The organism is Nitrosopumilus sp. b3, assembly GCF_014078525.1.
Lineage (GTDB): Archaea > Thermoproteota > Nitrososphaeria > Nitrososphaerales > Nitrosopumilaceae > Nitrosopumilus.
In genome coordinates this window covers 124,576-149,657 of the sequence record NZ_MU078696.1, presented here as the reverse complement: position 1 = coordinate 149,657, position 25,082 = coordinate 124,576, and the positions used below count along the sequence as shown (strand labels likewise).

The window sequence follows — 25,082 nt, the reverse complement described above, 5'->3', positions numbered from 1 at the left end:
GAGATGACTAAAGGCACAACTTCTATGGGTGGTTTTACAAAGAAAAAAGTTCACATCAGATGTAGACGATGTGGTAAAAACTCACTCCATAAGCGTCATCATGAATGCGCAAGTTGTGGATTCCCAGAGGCTAAACGCAGAAAGTATTCCTGGATTAAATGGTATACATAGATGCAAGAAATTGTTTTAATTCTTAGTTCATTAGCAGGTGTTGCAACGGCTGCTGCAGTACGAAAAATGCCAAGAGACAAAAATCAATTACTTAGTTTAGGAGCTAGTTCTCACATTAAAAGTCAAATTAATTCCCTAAAAATTGAAAAAGATATTCTAACTAAAACAATTTCAAGATTATATCAAGCAGACACAGAATTTTCTAAAATTCAAAAAGATAAATTATTACTCAAATATCAACATCAGTTAGGAATTGTTTTAGCAAAGCTAGAAAAACTAGACCAAGCAAGCAAGCACCCTGACTTAGGTCCAGTTGGCGATGGTTTGATTACTTTGATGGATCAAAAACTATCAAAGCTAGATGATAGGTTGTATGAGTTATCATCAAAGATTGTAACTTCAAAAGTTGAGACAGAAAGTAAAGAAAAAGAAGTAAAGAAAGAACCAAAACAAGATATTTCAAAGTCTTTCAAAAATACATTCAACTTTGACATCCCAAAAAAGACAGAATCAAAACCAATAGAGATTCCTGCAACAAGATCAAGACAATCATTTGAATTAACTACACTAACAAACATTTCAAAAAATGAACCAAAATTCCCACTGTTTGAAAAAGAAGAAAAACAGGTTGTCAAACCAATGCCAGAGCCAAGAGTAATACAAACTGAACTAATCAAACCTAAAGAAGATATAGTTGAAGAAATAATTCAACCAAAACCAAAAGTAGAAGATAAAATAGAGATTATTCAAACAGTTACACCAAAGCCAGAAGTAAGGATTGAAACTAAACCAGACATTAACAAAGAAGTAGCAAAAATTACAGAACATAAAGCATTACCAGAACCAGAAAAACCAAAGACTACAACATTAGACGATGACTTTGATGATGATACCGATGATTTGGATAAAATCAAAGGAAACATCATGAGAGTTTTGTCAAAGCTCGATCAAGCAGAGGTAGAGTAATTGTCTTTCGATAATGCCATCGTGGCATTGTCAAATGATGCATTAAAGTCGGTTAAAGACAATTTTGTCATCGGTTTAGGCAGTGGTAGGGCAGCTACTACACTTGTAAAATCACTTGGAAAATTAATCAAACTAAAAAATTATAGTATCATAGGAATTCCAACATCATTGCAAATCAAATTGATTGCAGAAAAAGTAGGCATTCCATTAGCAGAGGCTGATCAAGTTAATCATATTGATATCGTATTCGATGGAGCAGATCAAATTGATTCTCAAAAATATGTTATCAAAGGAGGCGGAGGAGCATTATTACGAGAAAATATTTTGTTTAGTCTTGCAAAAAAAGTTGTAGTGATGGCAGACAAGACAAAGTTTGTAAAAAATTTCACAAGAACTATTCCAGTAGAAATCCATCCACTTGCAAGAAATTCAGTAGTAAGATCTATTGAGAAATTAGGAGGAAAGGCAGAATTACGCTCACTAGATAGAGGATATCCATTTTTTACAGAAAATGGCAACATAATCTTAGATTGTGATTTTGGAACAATAAAGAATCCCAAAGTTCTTACTCAGAAAATTAAGCAAACAACAGGAGTTTTAGAGTCGGGTATTTTTCTAAGAAAGCCAGATATTATTTACAGAGCCAAATCAGATGGTAAATTTGATATTATCTAAAATTCATTTCATTATCTATTTTTACCAAATGGACCCTGATGATCAGTCAAACAACATGCACACTGTTTAGTATAACATTCATCAATTTTTTCATGCCCACAAGAACCACAATGACAGAAATTATCTGATGTCATGGTTCTAGGCAGGAATCTTTGTAGTTAAACTAGTGCTATATTTTCATTTATGATAATTAGCAAAAAAGTTGATAATCACTTTAACTTTCTTTGTGCATGGCAAAGAAACCTGTAAAAAAACTAGCATCAACACCAGCAAAGTCAAGTTTTTCTGAGTTTGATAGAGTTTTTGACAATTTTAGAAGAGATTTAGAAAAATCATTTTCTTCTTTCCCAAAAATAGATTTTTCATCATTTCCGAAATTGTATGAAACTGGATGTGACGTAATTGATGAGGGAAAACAATTCCGTATGAAGATGAATATGCCGGGATTGAAGAAAAATGAGATCAATCTCAATGTAACAGATAATTCGATTGAGGTGACAGGAGAGCACAAAGAGGAAGAAAAGAAGAAAAATTATTTGAGAAAGGAAAGGCATAGTATGTCATATTTTCAGACCATACCATTGTCTGAGAAGGTAATTCCTGGAAAAGTAAAGGCAAAACTGACTGATGGTGTTTTAGATGTGACTCTACCAAAAAGCAAACCCACACAAGTACAAAAGAAAAAATCAGTTAGTGTACAATAATTTTATTTTTTTTTTGTTTCACATAATCTAAGATACGAACTGAAAACGATCTTGTTTGTATCCTTCTTGTAATTTACCCTCTATTGGTATTGGATTTCCACAAAATTCACAACAATTTTTCTTATCAAGATGCCACTCTCGTATACTAAATCCATAACGATTTACAACTATTTTGTTACATTCAGAACAGTATGTGTGCTCCCATTTGTGACCAGGAATATTTCCCAAATACACATACTTCAAACCCACATCTTTTGCAACGTGATAATGTTTTTCCAAAGTTTCAACAGGAGTGCTAGGATACTCCATCATTTTGTAATCAGGATGAAATCTCAAGAAGTGAATTGGCATTTCAGGTCCAAATTCATCATAAATGAATTTTGAAAGTTTTCTTGCATGATCTAGATTATCGCCTACTTTGGGAACAATCAAATCAGTTATTTCAACATGAATTTTTGTTTTATCTCTAATTTCTAAAAGAGTGTCAAAGATTGGTTGAGGATCAGGAACTCCAATAAATTTCCTAGTGAATTCTTTTTCTGCGCTTCCTTTGAAATCAACAGTGATTCCATCAAGAAATTCATTCATCATTGAAACTGATTCAGGAGTATCATATCCATTTGAGACAAAGACATTGAACAAGCCTTTCTTTCTGGCAGCTATTCCACAATCTCGGGCAAATTCAATAAAGATGGAGGGTTCATTGTATGTGTAAGCAATTCCATGTGCACCATATTTTACTGCAGTATTTGCAACTTCATCAGGAGTCATATCAATTCCTTCAACAGTTCTACGCTGACTGATATCAGAATTTTGGCAATATCTACAGAGCCAATTACATCCAGTTGTGGCAATAGAGTATACTTTGCTACCAGGGTTATAGTGAATTAGTGGTTTTTTTTCAATAGGGTCAACATGACCTGAAATTACTTTACCGTAAGCGTATAATTGCAGTTTTCCATTTTCATTTCCTCTAATTCCACATAAACCAATTTGCCTTTTACCAATTTCACAATAACGTGCACAAGCTGTACACTTTACTTTGTCATCAGGTAATGTCTCATAAAGTTCTGCCTCTTTTCCAAGTAAAGTTGTCAATGTTTTTTATTGTGTTTTTACGTATTTAACAAGTATGAATGAGTTAAAGAAACTTTCTGATTCTGATGGTAAAGAATTAGTAATGATGGCAAGAAAAGCTGTAACTGAATTTTTGAGAAATGATTCAAAGATTGAAGAGCCTTCATTTAATTCTAAATTTAATTTTAATTCAGGTGTTTTTGTTACTTTAAACAAACAAGATTCATTGAGAGGATGTATCGGATATCCTCTTCCAGAAATGAAATTATCAAAAGGACTAGTTGATGCTGCAATATCTGCTGCAACTCAAGATCCACGATTCAGTCCAGTAACTCCTGAAGAATTAGACAAGATTGTTTTTGAGGTGACAGTTCTCACTCCTCCAGAAGAAGTTAAAGTGAATAATTTTTCAGAATATCTTACAGAGATCAAAGTTGGAAAAGATGGATTAATCGTAGAAAATCCATTTACATCAGGTTTACTTTTACCACAAGTCCCTATAGAGTACAACTGGAGTGTAGAAGAATTTCTTGAATACACATGTCAAAAAGCAGGGCTAGAAAAAGATGCATGGAAAGACAAAGAAACTAAAATCTCAAGATTTCAAGGAATGATTTTCAAAGAAGAGTCACCTAATGGAGAAATAATCAGAGAATCGTCTAATCATTTTTTATAAAATAGTGTGTAAAGTGTGTTGATGATCAGAGAGCCGATTGTTGCAGGTCAGTTTTATCCTGATAGAAAAGAGGATTTGGAAAACCTGATTCAATCTTGTTTTAATCACAATCTTGGTCCCGGTTCAGATTCAATAGAATCAACAGAGAAGGTTTTAGGAATTGTTTGCCCACATGCTGGATATATTTACTCTGGGCCCACTGCATGTCATTCTTACAAGGCCATCTCATCTCAGAATCCTGAACTTGCAATAATTATCGGACCAAATCACTTCGGCGTAGGAAAAGATGCTGCTACCATGATTGATGCACAATGGAAGACACCTTTAGGGATGGTTCAAGTAGATTCAGATTCAGCAAAACAAATAGCAGAAATATCAGAGTTTATTGAAATTGACGAGTATTCTCACTCTCAAGATCATAGTTTAGAAGTACAGATTCCAATGCTGCAGGGAATACTTTCAAATGAATTTCAAATTCTTCCCATAATTTTGCGTGCACAAGACATGAAAGCCGCTATGGATGTTGGAAATGCAGTATATGAAATTGCAAAAAAGAAAAATGCAATAATTATTGCCTCATCTGATTTTACACATTATGAAGAAAATTCATTTGCGCATCAACAAGACAAATCGCTGATAGAACCCATCTTAGATTTGGATGTGGATAGATTTTATCAAGTGTTGTATGAAAAAAGAGTAACCGCCTGTGGGTATGGAGCAATGGCTTCAGCGATGATTGCATGTAAAAAGTTGGGTGCTAGAAAAGGGGAACTTCTAAGCTATGCAACAAGTGGGGATGTATCAGGAGATACAGAATCAGTAGTAGGTTACGGCTCAATAAAATTTGTTTAGTTAAAAAAGAAAATGTTTACTTTTTCCCAAATTTTCCACGCAGTGGAACAAAAACATAATGTGATTCATTTTTGATTTCAATAATTCCTTTGAATGTTTTTTGTAACAAAACTAATGATTGTGATGAATCACCAACGGGTGCAAGTATGAGTCCACCTTCTTTTAGTTGCTCAATTAGAGGTAAAGGGATTTCAGTACATGCTGCAGTAATAATGATTCTATCATAAGGCGATTCTTTTGCAAATCCAACACTGTCATCACCAAGAATTACATGAACATTATCTATGTTTAATTTTTTTAGGTTTTCTTGTGCAAATTTTACGAGTTCAGAATATCTTTCAACAGAATATACAGTTCCTTCTCCTACCAAGTAAGAAAGAATAGCAGTTTGCCATCCAGAACCAGTACCTATCTCAAGTATTTTTTGTCCTTCCCTAACATCCAACCATTCAGTCATTCTTGAAACTACACCTGGTTGAGAAATTGTTTGTTTGTTCTTGATAAGTAGTGGTTCATTGTTATATGCATAATCTAATTCAGATTCTGGAACAAATTCATGTCTAGGGATATTTCTAAAAGCATCCTCAACATTTTTATCATTTAAAAATCGTGAATTTTTTAAATAATTAATTAAATCATTTAATGCTGTTTGGTATTTTTTTTCTATTGTTTTATTTCTCAATTAAACAAGTTGGTGTTTTTTCCAATTAAAACACTCTGCAAATTATCCTAAATGATTTTAATTATCAGTGTTTGTTTCAGAATCAGAATGTCTTATAGAATTCATAAATTCAGGATGTTCTAACAATAATTCTATCATTTGTTGACGTAAATCTTCATCATCCATTATTGAATCAAGTATAGGATTCATCATTTGTTCAGACATCTTTGACATGTGTGAGGGATTTTGGATCATTAGTTGGTGCATATCATAACTCATACCAGAATTAACCCAAAACTCATGCATAATACCCATCATTCTATCTGAATTTGAAAATCCGATGGAAGGAGAAATAGAGTTAATCTGATAATTTGGACACCATAAACATGAAGAGCCATGCATTCCAGACTTCATCATTGGGTGATGAACTGAATCCATCCACTTTGAATGCATTTTTAGAGAGTTTTCCATGTTAGAGTGTTTTTTCATTGCTTGAATCATTTTTTCACGTAATTGAGGATCACTTGCCATAGGGCCCAAGATATTTTTCATTAATTCAGGATTCACCTTCATTTGAGATACCCAATCATTCATCGTGTTCATCATAATAATTGGATTTTTCTGCATCATCTCATGCCAATGATGCATTAGTTTTTCATTTGATACCATATTTTGCATTAGTTGATTCATCATCTCAGGACGATTACTCATAATTGATGAATCATAGTTGCCATATCCTCTATCAATCAGTTTTAGATATGTTGAAGGCATCACACAAGTAGGAGTACCATCATTTTTTTGCAATAACAAATGACCAGATTTACAGGTAATAGTATCTGGATCTGCAGTATTTTTCCATTGATGATGTGGAGACATATTTTGTGCAAAAGAATTTTCAAGTGATATCATAGAAATACTAAGAGCAATCAAAAGTAAAAAAGCAAAATAAAAATTCAATAGAATAAATTTAATTTTTATTCATAAAAAGTCATCGCATAAAATTAGGTAAAATTTAATTTATTTTTCTTTCGACTAGTTTGCCGTGTCCAAGTTTACCAATGACTTCAAAGTTTTCAGCAATAATTTCTCCACGCACAAGTGTTTTTACGGGCCATCCTTTTAGAATTCTTCCCTCATATACAATATAATCAGAAAAGCCTCCAAACAAATCAGATGTAACTTTTTTCTCTTTTTTCAAATCTATCATAGTGATATCTGCATCAGAATTCTTTTCAAGCGTTCCTTTTTTAGGATACATTCCAAAAATTTGAGCAGCGTTTTGACTAGTAAACTTTACAAATTGCTCTAGAGTTATTCTATTTTGATTTACCCCATCATTGAGCAGGATTGGGAGTACAGTTCCAATTCCTGGAAAACCTGCAAGAGCCCCCCAAACATCATCGCCACCAAGTTTAAGTTTTAATTGATTTGCAACATGATCTGTACCAATTGTGTTTATCAAATTGTTTGATAAAGCGCTCCAAACAGCCTTGGAGTCTTTTTCTGTTCTAATTGGAGGCATAACTTTAGCTAAATACCCTTGTTGTTTCTCATAAGATAGCGTTAGATAGTGTGGGCAGGTTTCAACAAAAATTTTAGTCCCAAGTTTTCTTTCTTCTTCAATCTGTGCAAGAGCCCTCTCAGAACCAATATGCACAAAATATATTACACAATTGTAATCTCGTCCAAATTTAGAAACTGTCTTGATTGCTTTTGCCTCAGACTCTGTAGAGCGACTTTCAGACCAGGCATGCAATCCATCTTGGTTTTTCTCTTTTGCAGTTTTAATTCCACAACCACATGACTCATAGTCTTCAGCATGAACTAGTACTGGACAACCAAGTGATGCTGCAGTCTTTACTGTCTGTTCAACTATTTCATCAGTTACATCAACTTGGGCTGCAACAAGATCAGATGAATCAGGCGGCATATCCATGTAAACATGACCAATTTCACCACCTAGATTCATGTAAATCTTAAAAGATGTGATTCCTTTATCAACACAAAAATTCATCTCATTGATTTGATTTTTAGTAAAAATTGAAGCATGTATTGCATAATCAACATAATGATACTTTGATGCTGCATCAAGTTGAGATTGTAGTGATTTTGTAAATGGATCTCCCAATCTAAGCATCCTCATCATTGTTGTAATTCCTCCAATTGCAGCTGCATGTGATTCGGTTTTTGCTGCTTCATTAATTGGAGAATACACCCCATAGTGAACATGAGTATCAATTGGGCCTGGGACAGAAATCAAACCATTTCCATTAATTTTATTATCACATGCAGGAGTATCATGTGTTAATCCAACTATTTTTCCCTCATCAATAATTATATTTTTGTCAACCATCCCTTGAGGAAGAATAACGTGTGAATCAATAATCACAGCATCATACGTCATATCAAAACATTATGCTTGCAGTCTATTATGCGTTGAGAAAATGAATAAAAGCGCAACTCTAAGAGATAGTTCATTGGGCCGGTGATTTAGGGGTATAATGCCTCGTTCGCAACGAGGATGTCGAGGGTTCGATTCTCTCCCGGTCCACCATTACTTTTGTAATAAATATAACATTAGTTTAATTTTTAATTTAATTACCATTCATCTAGGTCATCATCAGTATCTTCAGAAATATTTTTTCTTGATGGTCTAATTGGAATATAAATTCTCACAAATATTCAACACAATTATTACACTTAGTATGGTGTTTGATTAATCTGAAAACTATGCATGTACTGAAATAATTGGTCTAGAATGGATACGGCAAAAGAGGAAAATACCTAAAAATTCAACTTGCTCCACAAGTAAAATGAAATACAAGTGCTCTAACCACCCACCAGAAAACTCATTCATTATAGCATATGTAATTGAAAATGCATAGTCAAATGTGGAGTATATTCGGTTCTCAGAATCATATACAATCTGAATATTTTTTAGATTGTTTGGATTAATTTGGTTCAAATCATTTTTTGAAACTATAGCATCATAAAACATTGTCTTATCCTCAGAAAAAATAGATTCGCCTCTCTCCATGAAAAATATAGAACTACCAAAATAAAGCAAAGATAGAACAGAGATTCCTATTACAAATTTTCCTGTTTTTCCAAAAATAGTCTTTTTCATTTGCTTTTCTAAGATACTGCCAATTTTTCCCAGTCTTTCTTTTCTGGCTAAAATCAAAATTATAATACCTAATCCAGTAATTAGACCAAAATTGCCTAACCAGTGATCAGAGACATATTCCACGAAAACTAATCTCAGAGGCAAAAATACCCCTACAAGGAACCCGATCACAATAAGCTTTTCTTTAATGTCATTTTTTCCCATGCCCCTTAACCCAAACATAATAGCTCCCCATTTAGTTAAAACATTTCGAATGAATACTATCCAGAAACTATTATACATAAATAAAAAATATAATCTTCATGGAAGTTTTTGACGGCAAAAAGGCTGCACAAGATTACATGTCAAAACATACTTTAGCATTCTCTACACCTGAATTAACTCTAATGAGATTTGCATTTTGGCTAGGCGATTCAGTGCCAGATCCAAAAAATGAGGGAGAAGGAATTCCAAGAATGATGACTTATTTGACAGAGCAGGACTTTCAACCAGTCTTAATTGATGATGATAAATATGAACCATCAGGGGCTGTAAGAAGTTCAGCAGTTGTAGGAAATGCATACAATGAAGTGCAGACAGATGGAAAGTTTTGTTCAGAATGTGGATCTAGTTTATCTGCTACTGCAAAGTTTTGTCCTGAATGTGGTACAACACAATAAAATAATTAAAAAAATTTTCAAATAATTTTATGCTTTAGCGCCACATTTTGTACAAAATTTTGCATTGGCTCTTAATGCAGCACCACATGAAGAGCATCCATCACCACTAGTTTGTGGGGGTGTTTGTCTTGGAATCAATGCCGGATCAGGTGATGGTAAAGTTCCAACATCTCCAAATGCTTCTTGTGCAGATACAATTCCTGGTGGACCTCCGCCAACTGGATTTTGTGCAGTTCCTGCTCTTGGTGGTGCACCCATACCTCCTGCCATCATTCCAGGATTAGCCATTCCTGGCATCAAGCCTGGAGACTGTGTATTTCCAGATCCAGATCCCATTGATTTTTTCATTTCAAATATTACTTTGATTGCAAGGAATTCTAATGCAGAATAGGCTACGGTGTAATCACCTAATTTTTGGAAGAATTCTTTGTCACTGATCTGACCCTTTTTGTACATGTTATTTGTATCTAGAAAAGATTCATAGTAGCCTTGAGATTCATCAAACAAACTCTGTAATTTATCAAATAGCATATTGAGAGTATCTACTTCACCAAATGACATATTCTCAGTAATGTTTTGGAATATTAATTACTTTAGGATCAAAAAAGAGGAAAACGTGTTTGAGTTTACGCAAGTGCTCTATCAATCATATTTTTGTATGATTCTTTTGAAGCTGCACCTACTTGTTGGCTAACTATTTCTCCTTTGTTAAGGAGGATTAAGGTTGGAATACTAAAGACATTGTATTTAGATGCCAATTCATTGGCTTCATCAACATTAACCTTGACAAATTTTACTTTGCCATCATAGTCATTAGCCAATTCTTCAACTACTGGACCTACCATTCTACATGGACCACACCATTCGGCCCAAAAGTCTACAAATACAGGAACGTCAGAGTTTATTACATCGACTTCCCATGACTTTGCATCTGAAATTTGAGTAATTCCCATTGTAATCATATTGAGTTAAACGTACCTAAAAATGTTCACCAGAATTAACACCATTTTTTTGTTGTACAATAAAATTTCATATATACTTAAATGACGTTTTGACAAAATCCAGATATGAGTTCAGAGCTTAGATTAAAGAAATTACGAGGTTCTGGAGGCTATGTTATGGCCACAGTTACAGATGAACAACAGATGAAAGGGAATTTAGGAGGTCCAGATCTATTTTTAGCACCTATCGGAAGACTGGAAGCAGAAAGAATTACTAAACATTTTTGCAATACTTGTGAAAAAGAATTTGAGGGTTCTCCAAAAATAGAGTTTGAAAACCCAAATGAAGAAGTTGCAGAAAATTTAATCTTATATGAAAAAGGTCAATACATTTGCAATTCATGTAATGCATCAATTGCAGAGTATAGAGAATTTAGAAAACAAGATGAAGCTGGAGATGTAGGAGTTGCAAAACCATTAGAGCCTTCAGTTGAAAGTGCGCCAGAACAAAATGTGGAACCTACAGTACAAACCCCACAGGAAACAGTTACACAACCAGGCCCATCAACATCAGTCAGCTCCATTGAAGGAAGAGGAGTGTATGATGAAAATGCAAACAAGATTGGAACTGCAAAACAAGTCGGAATTGATTCAACACAATCAATGGTTTTAGTAATTACTAAAAATGATGGTTCTGAAGGTAGCATTCCGTGGAGCAATATCAAAAAGGTTGGTGAAGTTATTCTTTTGGGAAATCCAGAAGAAACAGTTCAACCAGGAAAATGCTCAAACTGTGGATTTGGAAATAAAGAAGGATCCAAGTTCTGTGAAGAGTGTGGAACCAAGATTTAGTTAGAAAATTTAATCAATGACACTAAGGCGATAATGTAATTGGCAAAAAAATCCATCTCCAAAGGTGTTATCAAAGATATTGTCATTGTAGGCGTTGGAGTTTTAGTTATTTGGATAGGATTACAAGTTGCTTTTGGAACCCAAAATCCATTTTATGTGGTTGCAAGCGGAAGTATGATTCCAGTTTTAGAAGTTTATGATGTACTAGTGGTACAAGGACATGAACCATTTGAGGACATTGAAGTGGGGGACATTATTGTGTTTAATCGACCATCTGATCATAATAGAGTGATTGTGCATAGAGTAGCCTCAATAATCGATGATGATCCTAAAACAATCAGAACAAAAGGTGATGCAAATCCAGCATCAATTCCAGGAACTGATTTTCCGATTACTGAAAAAGAATACATAGGTAAAGTCGCTTATACGATTCCACAGGTTGGATATGTCACACAGCTGCTAAAACCACCAATCAACTATGTCATAATTGCAGTTGTGATAGGCATAATGGTTGTAAAACAGATGGCAAAGAAGAAAAGTGAAAAAGAACTTCCACTTTCAGATCCGCTAAATTCAGAAAACTCTGAAACTACTGATGAGTTATCAGATATTGATAAAATAGAGAAAGACACTGAATATTCTGAGCATACAGAAAAATCTAAAGAAGTTGATGAGTTAGGAGACGTTGATGATTCTGAATATTTAGAAAAAATGGAAGAAATGAAAAAAGAAATGGAAGACATAGATGAATCAATTGAAAAATCAGTTGATGATAAAACTGATGAAAAAAAGAACTGAAAAGTTCTGCTAGAAATCAGGCAAACAGGTTCACATATGCTCTTTAGATTCAAGCAATAGATCGTCCTGCTTGCTTGGTGGTATCAATATGAGGAATTTACTAAAAAATGATACTCAGAAATTATAAGTTTCAAGAGTAGAATCACTTATGAATTAGTAAAAAATTTCAAGTGGAATATCTAATTGCTTATTGAATTTAAAATAATTTTAAAGAACAGATTCTTTAGTTTTGAAAACTCGCTTAAAGTATTCAGATGGCTCATGTGGTTCTTCAACATCATTTGTGATACCGGCCAAATGTTTCGCAAGATTCTTTTTGTAACCTACTTGCATTTGTCTTTGAATTTGAATTCTTTGTGCTTGCGGAGAACCTGCACCGTGCATTGATTCTGTAAGATAACCAACTGCATTTCTACCAAGAGTCATGTTTTCAATTAATCTCAATATTCTCATTCTATTTTCAACATCAACGCCTTTTCTTCCTGCCAGATATTTTTTCAAAAGCGGTCCTGCTTCTGGATGTCTAAAGTCTTTTTCAGATGGAAGAGTTACTACCAATCCACCTGCAATGTCTTGTGCAAGTCTACTAATTTCATAGGGGAAACGAGTAACATTATGCTTGCAAACTTGAGCAAGCATATCATCATTAAGATAAACACCAGATTTCATCTTTTGACCTTGGTGAGAAGATGCAATTCCTGCGGCAAAAATTGTTTCATTTAGATGAGTCATCTCAATAATTTTATCTTTGATATGTGAAACTTTTGGAACACCGTTGTAATCAGCAATAGTTGCTGCTGCACCAATTAATACATCTCCAAGTCCAGTTTTACAGACATAACTTCGTCTATGATAACAAGTAAAACGTTCAATAAGCATTGATGCAAATTCATATTCTCCATTCATGAAAACTTTGTCCCATGGAATAAACACTCTATCTAAAATGATTAATGCCTCTTGTCCACCATATTTTGCATTGCCATCATCAATGTCACCTTCTTCCATACTACGAGTATCACAGGATTGTCTACCATAGATGTAAGTGACACCTTTTGCATCAGCTGGAATTGCCCCAACAATTGCCCAGTCTTTATCATTTTCTGTCAGTCTAACTGTTGGCATTAAAATAATCCAATGTGAATTGATACATCCAGTTTGATGTGCTTTAGCACCAGAAACATAGATTCCTTTCTCATCTTTATCTACAATTCTTGTAAATAGATCTGGATCATCTTGATCTGCAGGTCCTTTACTTCTATCACCTTTAGGATCAGTCATTGCACCACCAATGACAAGATTTTCCTTTTGAACCATCTTTACAAATTCTAAAAATCTTTTATGATAATCTGTCCCATGTTTCTCATCAATCTCAAATGTAGTAGAGTGTAAAGAATTCAGTGCATCCATTCCAACACATCTCTGGAAACATGTTCCAGTGTTTTGTCCTAGTTTTCTTTGCATTTTATTTTGTAAAACTAAATCCTGAGCACTTTCTGCAATGTGTAAAAATCTATTAACCCTTAATCCAGTAAGAGATGAATTAGCAGAAGCTAGTTCTTCCTCTCTAACTGCAAGATCATAAGTTTCAGCAACTGCGTTAATTGATGGCCTAATCATTGGATGATCTACTGGTTCTTTTACAAGTTCTCCAAAGAGGTAAATTTTGAGATCCCGTCCTCTGAGACTTTCTATGTAATCATCGCCTGTTCTAATTGTCTTCAAGACATTAGCCATCTAACATTATAGGTTTTGATGCTGTATAAATATTCTAAAAGTGTATGAATGGATTTTAGGAATGAATTGCGATCAGAGTCCTATTCGTACATCAAGAATACGACAACCCTTACCCTTTTCCATGACAAGTACTGGATTCATATCTAATTCTTTGATTTCTTTAAAGTCAGAAACTAGTTGTGATAATCTCTGAATACATTCAGAAAGTTTTACAATATCAGATGGTTTCTCACCCCTTACACCCTGAAGAAGTTTTTGAGTCTTAATTGAGGCTATCATATCATCAGCTTCAAGGTTAGTAACTGGTGCAAGTTTGAATGTAACATCTTTTAGAACTTCTACATAGATTCCTCCCATTCCTAGCATGATGACTGGACCAAAACCAGGTTCAAGTTTTGAGCCTATGATTAGTTCCTTGCCACCTTTTACCATCTCCACAATTAAAACGCCTTTAATCTCGGCTTTCTTGTCGTATTTTTTAGCATTTTTGACAATTGTTTTGAATGCATCTTTAACATCATCATCATTTGTAAGGTTCACTTTAACACCGCCCGCATCAGATTTATGAATAATCTGAGGTGATGCAATCTTCATTACAACAGGATAGCCAATTTTTTTTGCAATTTTTATTGCTTCTGTTTCATTTTTTGCAAGAGCACTTTGAGGTAGTGGTAACCCATATGCTTTTAGAACTTCTTGTCCTTCTTCTTCTAAAAGATTTGGTCTCTTTTCTTTTTTGACTTTATCAAAAATCTTTTTTGCTTTTGCTTTGTTAACTTTGAATTTGGTAATTTTTCCATTTGGAGCTTTAATCCAATTTGAAAATCTAATCATTGCTGAAAGTGTTCTGATTGCACCTTCTGCATATGTGTAGTATGGAACATTTCCATCAGCTAAAATTTCCCTGTTAGTAATTCCTTCATCAAGTCCCATCAGACTTGCCAACATTGTTTTTTTGTATTTCTTTGACATTTCAACAATTACTTCTGCAAGTTTGTCATAGTTGAGGGTTCCAGATGGAGTACACATGGAAATTACAGAGCCAACTTTTGGATGTTTTAGTACTCTATCTAAAACATTATGGAATCTATTAAAATCAGCATCACCAACAATGTCAACTGGATTTCTGGAACTTCCCCATGGTGGAATAACTTGATCAATTTTTTTTCTGACACTAGTAATGTCTGCCATTTTTATTTTCATTTTTGAACATGCATCAGTTGAGATTATTGCTGGACCTCCAGCATTTGATACGATTACTAGATCACCACCTGTTGGTAATGGTTGCTTTGAAAATGCAGTTGCATAATCAAATAGTTCTTCCATGGTATCTACTCTGATTGCACCTGATTGTTTTAGTAATGCATCATAGATTTCATCTGAACCCATCAAAGCACCAGTATGAGACATTGCAGCCTTTGCACCCTCTGGACTTCGTCCTGATTTGAGCACGAGAACTGGTTTTTTGAGTTTTTTAGTAATATTTTTACAAACTTTAAGGAATTCCTGGCCATTACCCATGTCTTCAAGATACATTACAATTACTTTGGTTTGTTTGTGATTGGCAAGAATCTTTAAAACATCAACTTCACTCATTACAGCTTTATTTCCAAGACTTACAACTGCTGAGAAACCTATTCCTTGTGCACTAGCATCTTCAACTAGAGCAGCACATATTGCGCCACTTTGAGATACAAGTGCAATTTTTCCAGACTTTGGTGTAACTTTAAGAAATGTAGAATTCATCATTGTTTTTGGATCAAGGTTCATCACACCAAGACAGTTTGGTCCAATAACTTGAATATTGTATTTCTTAGCAATATCTTTTAGTTCTTGCTCACGTTTTGCACCTTCTTCATCAACTTCTTTGAAACCTGCAGTAATGATTATCACTCCTTTGATTTTCTTTTTACCACATTCTTCTAAGACAGGTGCAACTAGGGTATTTTTAATTACAACAACTGCAAGATCAATTTGTTTTGGGACATCCAAAACGCTCTTGTATGCTTTTTTATAAAATACTGTATCTCGTGATGGGCTAATTGGATAAACTGAACCTTTGAAACCATTCATAATGTTTGATGTAATTGTAGCACCGACACTTCCTCTTTTATCAGAGGCACCTATGACAGCAATTGATTTTGGTGATAAAATTACAGAATCTGCCATGATTAATTGGATCTAAGGATTTTGTATAATAAAGTTATTCATAGAAAATTCTGATCTCTGTATTTTTAGCTTCCCAACATCTTTCCTGCCAAATTCTCTTTTCGTGGAATCCAGATGATTGAGAGATTTGAAAATCTACCCATTACATTCCATGCTTCACGTGCGAGATCTCGAAGTTGTTCATTATTTATTGCAAATTCATGATTGAGTTGATTTACAGTATTTTTAGAATCACTATAAATTGTAATTTTATCATTGGAATTAACAAATTTGTTCAATGCGGAAATTATTGCCATATATTCAGCTTGATTGTTTGTAATATCTGGTTTTTTTTCATAAAATGATTCTCCTGTTTCTTTTACAAAAAATCCAAAACCACCATTTGGACCTCCAGACCCATCAACGTATACATTAATTTCCATCTTTGTACAACCTCGTTATCTTCACACTAAGATTAACTACTATCATGTAAATTATTGTTGATATTCCTTGCGATGCAATTGATGCCAGATAAGGATCATAGTTAATTGTCAAAAAATAAAATTGGAAACCCCATCTAACAATTGTATAAACAATTTCTGCAATTCCAAGCGATGTAACTAATTTTTTGAGATCTGCCTTTAGTTTTGCAGTATCAGTCCCCCCAGAACTTAACTGGTATTTTTTTCTATTATCAAAATAAAATAATCCACTAAAAACTGAAAAATAAATTACATAATCGGTAATAGTAGTATATGTTGTATTTAGAACATCTGCTTGGTCAGACAAAATTTGTGCAATCAATGCAGAAATGATGATGGAAGCTGCAAATGCAATTAGAATATTTTTGTTAAGCTTTAGGTACTCTTGTAACACATTTTTTGATTCTGTTTGTTACAATTAAACTCAATCTAAAGTAATCTTAAGGAAGATTAACAATCCTGCTAGCTCTGCAATTCCTACCCCTAACATGTATGGAAAAATTTCATGAGAGAAAATTTCTTCCATTGAGAAATATGCAAGAGAGCCAATTACATTATGTAAAAATAACATACCTGCAACAACAATCATTCCTAATGGAAGCTGCGCACGTGTCTTAGTGTACATGTTACCAAATATTGCAATTAAAATACCCAATATTCCCATATTTGCAATTGAAACAATAGATAAGATAAGAGAGGTAGTTTCCATTTAGTCAAAAACACCTATTGAGCTTTTATTTACTTTTGTCCAATTCTGCTTCAATTTCTTCAAATGTCTCCATATTTACTTCAAGAAAGTTAGAGATAAAGTATGCAACACCATATTTTTCCCCAATTTTTGTAACCATGTTATTTTTTTCAAGAACCCTAATGTGATGTTGAATGGCTTTGTAATCTAAATTCATCTCTTTAGCTAACTGATTAGTATTGAATGGTTTTTCTTTTAGTTTTGAAATTATTTTTAATCTATTTAATCCTCCACGCGAACCTGCAAAAACAAACCAAAGTAATCTTTTTGCATCGGGATCATTTGCCATAAGTTATGAAATTCTTTTGAATTACTACTAAAAGGTATTTTGGGATTGAAATAAAATGGAAAGTATAAAAACAGAAAAAGATAATTTTCTTTGAAAGATATGATGTTAAATTATGATGCACCGTTATACAGACCACCATCAGAAGCTAGATCATTAATTTTTCAGGTAACATTAGGCTGTTCTTTTAACGAATGTTCATTTTGTGATATGTATAGATCAAAAGAATATTCAGAAAGACCATGGGAAGATGTCAAAGCTGAAATTGATACGATGGCAAATTATCTTCCAGATACAAAGCGAGTTTTTCTGGCAGATGGTGATGCATTAAATCTTGATTCTGAGTATATGATAAAAATTGTAAAATACATTAAAGAAAAATTTGCAAATCTTGAAAGAATTTCATGTTATGCAATGCCAATGAATATTCTAAAAAAATCATCTGAAGAATTAAAGAAAATGAATGAAGCAGGTTTAGACATGTTTTATTTGGGTATAGAAAGTGGTTCAGATATTGTTTTAAAAAAAGTTACAAAAGGGGCAACTGGAAAAACAATCATCAAGTCTGTTAACAAAGCAAAAGAAGCAGGGTACATCATGTCATGCATGGTGATTTTGGGATTAGGAGGAAAAAAATATTCTAAAGAGCACATCAAAGGAACTGCTGAAGTGATAAGTGCATGTTCTCCAAATTATGTAGGTGCTCTTACCCTGTATTTAGAAAATGGGATTAAACAGGAATTTATTGACAAGTATGATGGAGAATTTGTCAAAATTAATGATGATGAATCATTAGACGAACTTCATGATTTACTAAGTCAGATTGATACAAAAGAAGAGATTGTCTTTAGAGCAAATCACGGTTCAAATGCATATACAATCAAGGGGACTTTTCCTCAAGACAAGCAAGAAATGATAGAAAAAGTAGAATGGATGAAGCAGCATCCAGAAATAATGCGTCCACAAGGTCTAAGAGGATTCTAAATTATATTTTCTTGATTTAGATATACAACTTTGAAAATCTTTACTGAATAATCGCCTTCAAATATTTTGGTAATGTGATTTTTATCAGAATTTAATATTCTAAATTTGTATTCATAAACACCATCTTCTCCAATATCAGTTTGAGCAAAGTGAACTGCATCATTATTTTTGAAGATTTGGATAATCACTGGATATACTTCAACATGATTTGTGACTTTTCCTTCAACAAATCCCCATGGCAATGTATTTCCTGGAGGAACATGGAAGAAAATGGTTGATTTTTCAAGTCCAATCATTGAATTAATTGGAATAATCTCTATAGATGGTTCATGATCATGATTATTGATTAAAACATTTCCGTGATGTGGATGAGCAAAAGCTGAATCAGCTGAAAAAGACAAAATAATCGTCAAAGTCACGATGCATGAAAATAAAAATAACTTTTTCATATTAAATCTAGAATCAGAGTGATTTAAGAATTTTTAGATTAAAGATTTTCAATAATGGACTTTAGGTTTTCTGGAAGTTCAGGGAGTTCAGTATGACTCTCATTATTTTGAATATTTTCTGGACCAATTCGTCTTACTTTTTGGGTTCCAATAAGAGTATCAATATTTCTTTGAATGTCTTTTTCAGATAAGATATTTTTTAATTTTTCAAGGACCATTTCCTCATTTTCAAATTTTTTAATTGCATATTGAACCAGAATAGTTTTTTCTTCAAATGTGAAATCAGCCATATCTGTTTTAATTCTTTTATGGCTAAGAATCTTTGGTTGATAAATAGTTAAAATATGATGAATTGTAAATGATTCTGTTTGGTAAGTAAATTACAGTTAATTTCTAATGTTCTTACAACAAGAAGATATGCTACAATTGCAATAATTAGTGGTCTTGGATTGGGAATAATCTATTATTTTTTGACAATGTCAATGCTAGCATCTCATTTGGAGACTACAATGGAATTGATGCCATCTTATATCATTACAACAATTACATTAACAGTAATAATTTCAGCTTTAGCTGGAATCAATTTTGCACTGATGGCTTTTAAAATTAAAAGAATGAAGATGATGAATTCCATCAAAGGTAATTCATCAGCTGTCTTAGGAGGTGCCTTTGCAGCATTTACTCCAGGATGCCCTGCATGTACTGCTCCACTTGCTGTAATTTTGGGAGCAGTTGGTGGATTGTCGTTATTTCCAATGCAAGGATTAGAATTAAAATTCATTTCAGTGGGAGTTTTGATTTTCTCCATTTTTTGGATTACAAGAGATCTTCAAAGTAAAAGTTGTTGTAAGATTGGATGAACTAATCCAATCTCTTATCTTATCGATAGTTCTAATTCAAAGCAAGTGTAAATGAAAGACCAGATTGATCAAATCCTAATTTTTTATAAAACTTGTGTGATTCAGTTCGTTTATTTCCAGATTCAAGCCTAATTCTATGACATTTTTTCTCTTTTCCAATAGATATGCAATAACTGATTAGTTTTTTTCCAACTCCCATATGTTGAAATTTATCTCGAACAATTAATTCGGGAATGTATAACTCCAAAGAATTTTGATTAAGTCTTGATAGAAAAATAATACTTACCATTGCAATTATTTCAGTATCATCATGTAGCGCAACAAGAATTTTTTTATCATTATCAGTAATGTAATTTTTTACTAGTTTTCTAAAATAATCAACATCAGAATCTTTTTGTGGTTTTGGACGACCAAGATCATAAAGCAATCCAAGAATAATGGGGATATCCTTACTTGAAGCCTCTCTTACATCAATATTTTCCATGTAAGACTTATTTCATTATAGTTTAAGAACTGCTTGATACTAAGAGAATTATGGAAGATGTAGGACAAATCATAATGATTGCATTAATAATAGGAGCTGTTGGGATTTTTGTCGGTTCTAGAATCTGGATACTTTTTAGAAAATAATTCTAGATGTTAGCATCAGGGAAAAATCCTGAACAAGGTTAAATATTATTTTGACGTAATAATGTTGACGAGAATCCGTTGTTCTGCGTAGTAGAATGATAGGTTTGGAAAACAATTCATGTTATGATAATCGTTCCTAGACTCATATGTTTTCCAATGATTTCTCGTTGTTTTAATTTAAAAAATTACTGTTTTATTTTGGGTTCAGTGTATTGTTGTGCAAGAGCAATTAATTCATCTACACCTAAGGGTTTTGAGATTATTTTGATTAATCCTTCTTTTGCAGCTTCTTGATTTTTTGGGTCAAATTGCGAATATCCAGTTACCATTACAACTTTGGCATTATTATCAATCTCTTTGATTTGTTTAAAAGCTTCATATCCATCAAGAACTGGCATATCACCATCCATAATTACTAAAGAAGGATTGACATTTTTGAATTTTTCAACTGCCTCTTCTCCATTAACTGCTGTTTGAAGTTCAAATCCATGCAATTCTAGAATTTCTTTATAGATAGAAATTAAGTCCTTATCATCTTCAACTAATAGAATAATACTATTCATGTATATCATATGCTCATACTTTACTATTAAAGACTACGTTTGTTACAATTAGTACAGACAATAACATCATTTGAAAATGAGGCTAAAATTGAATTTTGTAAAAAATACATCTTTATACATTCTGAAAAAATGTGTTTCGAAGAGGTCAAATCGTTGAGCAGTGATGTTTTATCAAAATCAAGCATTCATTATAAACAAATTCTAATTTTTTTAATTTTAGTTTTAGTAGCAATTAGTGCCATCTATCAGTTAAGACCATTTCTTAATGATGAACAATTTAGTTGGATTTCAATTCCAACATATTCAATTCTTCCAGGATTACTTACAGTTTATTCCAGTATCCTTGCAATAAAATTATTTAGACAAAAACACTTTCAAGCTAAAGCATTTTTTTTCTTTGCATTAGCTACTGCAGCGTGGTTTATAGCTGAACAAATTTGGCAAGCTTATGATCATATTTGGGAAGGTGAACCATTTCCGTCAGAAGCTGATATTTTTTATCTTGCATCATATCCATTTATGATTGCATTTTTATTTATTTCAATAAAACCAATAATCAAAACAGTTTCTAGAAATGCTTGGTTGTTTGCAATGGCATTATCATTTGCTTTGTTGATTCCATCCATTCTAGCATCATACAATGACATTGTAGGTGAAGATGCATTTGCAATATCAATTGCACTAACATATACAATATTGGCTTCAATCAAATTAGTTCCAGCAATAATCGGCATATTATTTCTAGCCAAAAAAGGTGCAAACTTTTCATGGATGCTTATCTTATTCGGATTGATAGTTTACAATATTTCAGATACATTCTTCCTTTTTGCTGAGCTTGATGATTCGTATTATGATGGACACCCAGTTGATTTGATGTTTGTATATAGTTTCATCCTGCTAATTTTTGCACTACATATTAGATTGAAAATTGCAAAATTACCAGGAATCGAAAAACAAGCGATGTTTTTTACTGAAAATATACAATTTGAAACTATCAAACAGTTTGGAATTCCATTGACTTTATCTATTGTATGTTTGGTTAGTGTCATTTCACTAGTAAATGCAATTTTCATTCAATCAAATGAAGGAATTTCTTCTCAAAATTTAATTTTCGGAGTTCTTGCAATACTTGGAGTTTTTGTAATGATTGTTATAATCATAAATAAGAACTTAACAAGATTAGTTGAAATTAGAACTGAAGAACTTGAAAAGCAAAAAAATAATCTAGAACATCTTGTAGAGGCAAAAACTCAGGAATTATTAAAATCTGAACGCCTATCTGCAATAGGTGAATTATCTGGTCGTCTAGCACATGACATGAGAAATCCATTGTCAGTAATGAAAATGTCTGTAGATTTGATAAATCAGAGTAATAGAGATACAAAAATTTCTGATGTCAAAGTAAAAGAACGATTAGATTTGATTAAGAAAAGCATCGATAGAATTTCTCATCAGGTAGATGATGTCTTGGGTTATGTAAGAAATTCTCCATTAAAATTAATGTCAGTATCTTTATCAGAACTGATTCAAAATTGTATAAAAAAAATTAATGTGCCAAAAAATGTAAAATTGAAATTTATTGAAAATAATTTGCAAATAAAGTGCGATCCAGTAAAGCTTGAAGCTGTTATTATCAATCTTATTGTAAATGCAATTCAAGAAATTCCAAATGGTGGCGATATCGAGATAAAATCATTTGAGAATAATGAGTTTGTAGTAGTTGAATTCATTGATTCTGGAGAAGGAATATCAGATGAAAATATTGACAAAGTATTTGAACCACTTTTTACTACAAAACAAAAAGGAACTGGGTTGGGATTGGCCAGTTGTAAGAACATAATAGAACAACATCTAGGTAAAATTTCTGTGAAAAACAATCCTACAACATTTACTATTTTGATTCCAAAAGAATTAAAAGAAATTTCTAAAATTGAAAAAAGTTTATAGTTTTTTTAGCAAGGTAAATCTAGATTTATTAGGATCAATGTCTTCATGCATATCCACATTGCTTACAATACGCACATTGTAGTTTAACCATCTTTTGTAGACATTTCGAAATTTATGATTTTCATCTATCTGTTTTTCTGTTTCTTCAAATTTTTCACAATTCATAATATATTTTCTAGTAACTCGATACATTTCGGCAATTCCTTTATCAAGTGTATCATCATCTAAATAATTCAATAATTGGTGTGTAAAAATAAAATCAACTGAAGAATCCTCAAAGGGTAAATCAGTGATATTTGATTTCTTAAAATTTGCAAAAGGTATCTTTTCTTTTGCAATCTCTAGTGCATTTTCATTAAGATCAACTCCATAAATTTGAAAGTCATTTGAAAATAATCTCAAGTCAATTCCAGTACCACAACCTATCTCCAAGATGCTTGTGCAATGCAAGGATGTAGCCAAATCTCTAGTAAATTTTGCAAATTCTTCATTGTATCTTGCTTCATTGTCATTTGCATATTTGTCCCAAAATTCCTTGTTGTATCTCATAGAATTATTCATACAAAGCCGTATTTGATATTAATTATTCAATGCTTACATTTACAAGGAATTAGTTTTGTATCAAAAGTGCAATCATGTGGTCCATCTGACTTTCCTTGTGTTGGGATTTCTTTCATGCAGTCTTCATGACGTCCTTTTCTACAAAACCAACAAATGTCATGAGTTTCTCCAGGTGCACACGAATCCATAATTTTTAATCAATTTTGTAGGTAAAAAATGTCGTGAAAATTAAATAAATGTCAACCATGGCAAGAATCTTTCATCTTTTCCCATTACCACATCAGAAAAGGATTTTTGAAGTGCTTTTGTGATATTGCCCATCTTACCATTTCCAATCTTCACTTTATCTACCTGAGTAACGGATTTTACTTCAGCAGCAGTACCAGTCATAAAAATTTCATCAGCTGAATAAAGATCATCTCTTTCAAGATCTCGTTCAATTACAAATCCACTATTCTCTTCAATAATTTGAATAATACTATCTCTAGTAATTCCCTCTAATCCACCTGCTGAAAGAGGAGGAGTTTGAATAATATCGTCCTTTACAACGAATATGTTTTCAGCACTTCCTTCTGCAACTTTACCATGTGAATTCAACATTATTGCTTCATCGTAACCATTTTCCAATGCTTCCATTCTAGCAAGTGCAGCATTTGCATAGTTTGATGCAGCTTTTGCTTGCATTGGTTGGGATCTTGAATCAATTTTCATCCAGCTTGACATTTTGCATTTTGCTCCTGAGAATTTACCAGCTTTTGATTCACCCATCTTCCATTCCCAACATGCGATAGAGACATCTACCTTATTCTCAGTAGGAGTTAATCCCATTGTTCCATATCCATAATATGCAAGTGGTCGAATGTATGATTCTTTAAGTCCACTTGCTTTGACAGTTTTAATTATTGCATCTGAAATTTCTTTTTTTGTAAATTGCATTTTCATTGAATATAATTTTGCAGATTTGAAGAATCTGTCAAGGTGTTCTGGTAATCGAAATATTGCAGATCCACTAGGAGTATCATAACATCGAATTCCCTCAAAGATGGATGTAGAATAGTGTAATGCGTGGGTTAGTACGTGAACTTTGGCATCTTTGAATGGTACTAATTTCCCATTCATCCAAATTTTACCAACTTCTTTCATAGGAGTCGAAAAAAACACAGCTAATTTAAAGAATTATCTTTTTTTGTATTTTTACTGAATGTGGAAACTAAATATCGGATAAAATACTAGTTAATTTATGAATTGGATTCTAGGTTTTGTAGCAATTGTTCTGCTAGTAGTGGGATTAGTTGGTCAGGCTTTTGAGATGAGAAAAATTCGTTTAACTACCTACAAAGATGAAGGTTTGGGTTCTGCGAATATTTTCATGAATAAAAAAAATCTAAAATGGTATGCAATATTGGGAATAGGAATTGTATTGTGGTACATATCTGAGCGTATGTAGATTATCTATATAGATCAGCTCTATATACTAGAAAAGATAACTTAAGGTATCGCGTGTTTAGGGTAACGCCCGGACTGAATCTAG

33 protein-coding genes and 1 tRNA gene are annotated in these 25,082 nt (G+C 32.9%); 14 read left to right on the top strand and 20 right to left on the bottom strand.

Annotated features, from left to right (window positions below; all coding sequences use genetic code 11):
- Positions 1-3: 3 nt before the first annotated feature.
- From C6990_RS06950 to C6990_RS06935, 4 genes are all read left to right on the top strand, one after another.
- Positions 4-171 (top strand): 50S ribosomal protein L37e, encoded by a 168-nt coding sequence (locus C6990_RS06950; RefSeq protein WP_014964369.1) that lies wholly within the window; start codon positions 4-6, stop codon positions 169-171.
- Entirely contained in the window at positions 172-1,137 is a 966-nt protein-coding gene (locus tag C6990_RS06945) for a hypothetical protein (RefSeq protein ID WP_182129808.1), read from the top strand.
- Positions 1,138-1,812 carry a ribose 5-phosphate isomerase A gene (gene rpiA, locus C6990_RS06940; protein WP_182129806.1) on the top strand — a complete coding sequence of 225 codons (675 nt, stop codon included), beginning with the start codon at positions 1,138-1,140 and terminating at the stop codon, positions 1,810-1,812.
- A gap of 230 nt (positions 1,813-2,042) precedes the next feature.
- Entirely contained in the window at positions 2,043-2,516 is a 474-nt protein-coding gene (locus C6990_RS06935) for an Hsp20/alpha crystallin family protein (RefSeq protein ID WP_182129804.1), read from the top strand.
- 27 nt (positions 2,517-2,543) lie between these two features.
- Here C6990_RS06935 and amrS read toward each other — a convergent pair whose 3' ends face one another.
- Positions 2,544-3,614 carry an AmmeMemoRadiSam system radical SAM enzyme gene (amrS, locus tag C6990_RS06930; RefSeq protein ID WP_182129802.1) on the bottom strand — a complete coding sequence of 357 codons (1,071 nt, stop codon included), beginning with the start codon at positions 3,612-3,614 and terminating at the stop codon, positions 2,544-2,546.
- A gap of 34 nt (positions 3,615-3,648) precedes the next feature.
- On the opposite strand from amrS, the gene C6990_RS06925 reads away from it, so the two are divergent.
- Together C6990_RS06925 and C6990_RS06920 are read left to right on the top strand one after the other, a co-directional pair.
- Positions 3,649-4,269 (top strand): TIGR00296 family protein, encoded by a 621-nt coding sequence (locus C6990_RS06925; RefSeq protein WP_182129800.1) that lies wholly within the window; start codon positions 3,649-3,651, stop codon positions 4,267-4,269.
- A gap of 21 nt (positions 4,270-4,290) precedes the next feature.
- A complete protein-coding gene (locus C6990_RS06920) occupies positions 4,291-5,121 on the top strand; it encodes an MEMO1 family protein (protein ID WP_182129798.1) in 831 nt (276 codons plus the stop codon).
- Between the two features lie 16 nt (positions 5,122-5,137).
- Here C6990_RS06920 and C6990_RS06915 read toward each other — a convergent pair whose 3' ends face one another.
- From C6990_RS06915 to C6990_RS06905, 3 genes are read right to left on the bottom strand one after another with little or no spacing between them, the layout of a single operon-like run.
- Positions 5,138-5,803 (bottom strand): protein-L-isoaspartate(D-aspartate) O-methyltransferase, encoded by a 666-nt coding sequence (locus C6990_RS06915; RefSeq protein WP_182129796.1) that lies wholly within the window; start codon positions 5,801-5,803, stop codon positions 5,138-5,140.
- A gap of 57 nt (positions 5,804-5,860) precedes the next feature.
- Positions 5,861-6,739 carry a hypothetical protein gene (locus tag C6990_RS06910; RefSeq protein ID WP_255465299.1) on the bottom strand — a complete coding sequence of 293 codons (879 nt, stop codon included), beginning with the start codon at positions 6,737-6,739 and terminating at the stop codon, positions 5,861-5,863.
- A 55-nt stretch (positions 6,740-6,794) separates the two neighbouring features.
- Positions 6,795-8,186, bottom strand: coding sequence for a dihydroorotase (locus C6990_RS06905; protein ID WP_182129794.1), 1,392 nt, complete (start codon positions 8,184-8,186; stop codon positions 6,795-6,797).
- Between the two features lie 75 nt (positions 8,187-8,261).
- Here C6990_RS06905 and C6990_RS06900 point away from each other — a divergent pair.
- Positions 8,262-8,336: transfer RNA gene (locus C6990_RS06900), tRNA-Ala, on the top strand.
- 174 nt (positions 8,337-8,510) lie between these two features.
- Here the strand turns inward: C6990_RS06900 and C6990_RS06895 are convergent.
- Entirely contained in the window at positions 8,511-9,032 is a 522-nt protein-coding gene (locus C6990_RS06895; protein ID WP_182129792.1) for a hypothetical protein, read from the bottom strand.
- Between the two features lie 179 nt (positions 9,033-9,211).
- Here C6990_RS06895 and C6990_RS06890 point away from each other — a divergent pair, with 179 nt between their 5' ends.
- Positions 9,212-9,568, top strand: coding sequence for a zinc ribbon domain-containing protein (locus tag C6990_RS06890; RefSeq protein ID WP_182129790.1), 357 nt, complete (start codon positions 9,212-9,214; stop codon positions 9,566-9,568).
- A gap of 27 nt (positions 9,569-9,595) precedes the next feature.
- Here the strand turns inward: C6990_RS06890 and C6990_RS06885 are convergent, their stop codons facing one another.
- Both C6990_RS06885 and trxA read right to left on the bottom strand, forming a co-directional pair.
- Positions 9,596-10,129: a zinc ribbon domain-containing protein gene (locus C6990_RS06885; protein WP_182129788.1), complete on the bottom strand. Its 534-nt coding sequence runs from the start codon at positions 10,127-10,129 to the stop codon at positions 9,596-9,598.
- 65 nt (positions 10,130-10,194) lie between these two features.
- Entirely contained in the window at positions 10,195-10,521 is a 327-nt protein-coding gene (gene trxA / locus C6990_RS06880) for a thioredoxin (RefSeq protein ID WP_048118145.1), read from the bottom strand.
- Between the two features lie 114 nt (positions 10,522-10,635).
- On the opposite strand from trxA, the gene C6990_RS06875 reads away from it, so the two are divergent.
- On the top strand, positions 10,636-11,361 hold the full coding sequence (locus C6990_RS06875; RefSeq protein WP_182129786.1) for a PRC-barrel domain-containing protein: 726 nt from the start codon (positions 10,636-10,638) through the stop codon (positions 11,359-11,361).
- Positions 11,362-11,400: 39 nt separating this feature from the next.
- Positions 11,401-12,159 (top strand): signal peptidase I, encoded by a 759-nt coding sequence (locus tag C6990_RS06870; RefSeq protein ID WP_182129784.1) that lies wholly within the window; start codon positions 11,401-11,403, stop codon positions 12,157-12,159.
- Between the two features lie 207 nt (positions 12,160-12,366).
- Here the strand turns inward: C6990_RS06870 and C6990_RS06865 are convergent, their stop codons facing one another.
- From C6990_RS06865 to C6990_RS06840, 6 genes are all read right to left on the bottom strand, one after another.
- The gene (locus tag C6990_RS06865; RefSeq protein ID WP_182129782.1) at positions 12,367-13,893 is read right to left on the bottom strand and encodes a 4-hydroxyphenylacetate 3-hydroxylase family protein; all 1,527 of its coding nucleotides are present in this window, start codon (positions 13,891-13,893) and stop codon (positions 12,367-12,369) included.
- 72 nt (positions 13,894-13,965) lie between these two features.
- Entirely contained in the window at positions 13,966-16,062 is a 2,097-nt protein-coding gene (locus C6990_RS06860) for a 4-hydroxybutyrate--CoA ligase (RefSeq protein WP_182129780.1), read from the bottom strand.
- A 65-nt stretch (positions 16,063-16,127) separates the two neighbouring features.
- The gene (locus tag C6990_RS06855) at positions 16,128-16,484 is read right to left on the bottom strand and encodes a reverse transcriptase-like protein (protein WP_182129778.1); all 357 of its coding nucleotides are present in this window, start codon (positions 16,482-16,484) and stop codon (positions 16,128-16,130) included.
- Positions 16,474-16,917, bottom strand: coding sequence for a hypothetical protein (locus C6990_RS06850; protein WP_182129776.1), 444 nt, complete (start codon positions 16,915-16,917; stop codon positions 16,474-16,476). Before C6990_RS06850 ends, C6990_RS06855 begins: the two co-directional genes overlap by 11 nt.
- Before the next feature lie 30 nt (positions 16,918-16,947).
- Positions 16,948-17,232 carry a DUF8036 family membrane protein gene (locus C6990_RS06845; protein ID WP_048118166.1) on the bottom strand — a complete coding sequence of 95 codons (285 nt, stop codon included), beginning with the start codon at positions 17,230-17,232 and terminating at the stop codon, positions 16,948-16,950.
- Between the two features lie 25 nt (positions 17,233-17,257).
- Positions 17,258-17,560 (bottom strand): ArsR/SmtB family transcription factor, encoded by a 303-nt coding sequence (locus tag C6990_RS06840; protein ID WP_182129774.1) that lies wholly within the window; start codon positions 17,558-17,560, stop codon positions 17,258-17,260.
- 99 nt (positions 17,561-17,659) lie between these two features.
- Here C6990_RS06840 and C6990_RS06835 point away from each other — a divergent pair, with 99 nt between their 5' ends.
- Positions 17,660-18,541 (top strand): radical SAM protein, encoded by an 882-nt coding sequence (locus tag C6990_RS06835; protein WP_182129772.1) that lies wholly within the window; start codon positions 17,660-17,662, stop codon positions 18,539-18,541.
- On the opposite strand, the gene C6990_RS06830 is transcribed toward C6990_RS06835, so the two are convergent.
- Positions 18,538-18,960: a hypothetical protein gene (locus C6990_RS06830; RefSeq protein ID WP_255465298.1), complete on the bottom strand. Its 423-nt coding sequence runs from the start codon at positions 18,958-18,960 to the stop codon at positions 18,538-18,540. The genes C6990_RS06835 and C6990_RS06830 overlap by 4 nt on opposite strands.
- A 68-nt stretch (positions 18,961-19,028) precedes the next feature.
- Positions 19,029-19,280, bottom strand: coding sequence for a hypothetical protein (locus tag C6990_RS06825; RefSeq protein ID WP_182129768.1), 252 nt, complete (start codon positions 19,278-19,280; stop codon positions 19,029-19,031).
- 78 nt (positions 19,281-19,358) lie between these two features.
- Here C6990_RS06825 and C6990_RS06820 point away from each other — a divergent pair, with 78 nt between their 5' ends.
- Positions 19,359-19,850: a hypothetical protein gene (locus tag C6990_RS06820; RefSeq protein ID WP_182129766.1), complete on the top strand. Its 492-nt coding sequence runs from the start codon at positions 19,359-19,361 to the stop codon at positions 19,848-19,850.
- Between the two features lie 31 nt (positions 19,851-19,881).
- On the opposite strand, the gene C6990_RS06815 is transcribed toward C6990_RS06820, so the two are convergent.
- Positions 19,882-20,334: a GNAT family N-acetyltransferase gene (locus C6990_RS06815; protein WP_182129763.1), complete on the bottom strand. Its 453-nt coding sequence runs from the start codon at positions 20,332-20,334 to the stop codon at positions 19,882-19,884.
- A gap of 331 nt (positions 20,335-20,665) precedes the next feature.
- Positions 20,666-21,043: a response regulator gene (locus tag C6990_RS06810; protein WP_182129761.1), complete on the bottom strand. Its 378-nt coding sequence runs from the start codon at positions 21,041-21,043 to the stop codon at positions 20,666-20,668.
- A 153-nt stretch (positions 21,044-21,196) separates the two neighbouring features.
- On the opposite strand from C6990_RS06810, the gene C6990_RS06805 reads away from it, so the two are divergent.
- A complete protein-coding gene (locus C6990_RS06805) occupies positions 21,197-22,990 on the top strand; it encodes a sensor histidine kinase (RefSeq protein ID WP_255465297.1) in 1,794 nt (597 codons plus the stop codon).
- Here C6990_RS06805 and C6990_RS06800 read toward each other — a convergent pair.
- From C6990_RS06800 to C6990_RS06790, 3 genes are read right to left on the bottom strand one after another with little or no spacing between them, the layout of a single operon-like run.
- Positions 22,985-23,539, bottom strand: a complete 555-nt coding sequence (locus C6990_RS06800) for a class I SAM-dependent methyltransferase (RefSeq protein ID WP_182130625.1) — start codon at positions 23,537-23,539, stop codon at positions 22,985-22,987. The genes C6990_RS06805 and C6990_RS06800 overlap by 6 nt on opposite strands.
- Before the next feature lie 38 nt (positions 23,540-23,577).
- Positions 23,578-23,739, bottom strand: a complete 162-nt coding sequence (locus tag C6990_RS06795) for a hypothetical protein (protein ID WP_182129757.1) — start codon at positions 23,737-23,739, stop codon at positions 23,578-23,580.
- Between the two features lie 40 nt (positions 23,740-23,779).
- Complete coding sequence (locus C6990_RS06790; protein WP_182129755.1) at positions 23,780-24,694, bottom strand: branched-chain amino acid transaminase; 915 nt, start codon at positions 24,692-24,694, stop codon at positions 23,780-23,782.
- Positions 24,695-24,791: 97 nt separating this feature from the next.
- Between C6990_RS06790 and C6990_RS06785 the strand changes: the two genes are divergently transcribed.
- Positions 24,792-24,998, top strand: coding sequence for a hypothetical protein (locus tag C6990_RS06785; RefSeq protein WP_182129753.1), 207 nt, complete (start codon positions 24,792-24,794; stop codon positions 24,996-24,998).
- Positions 24,999-25,082: the final 84 nt, after the last annotated feature.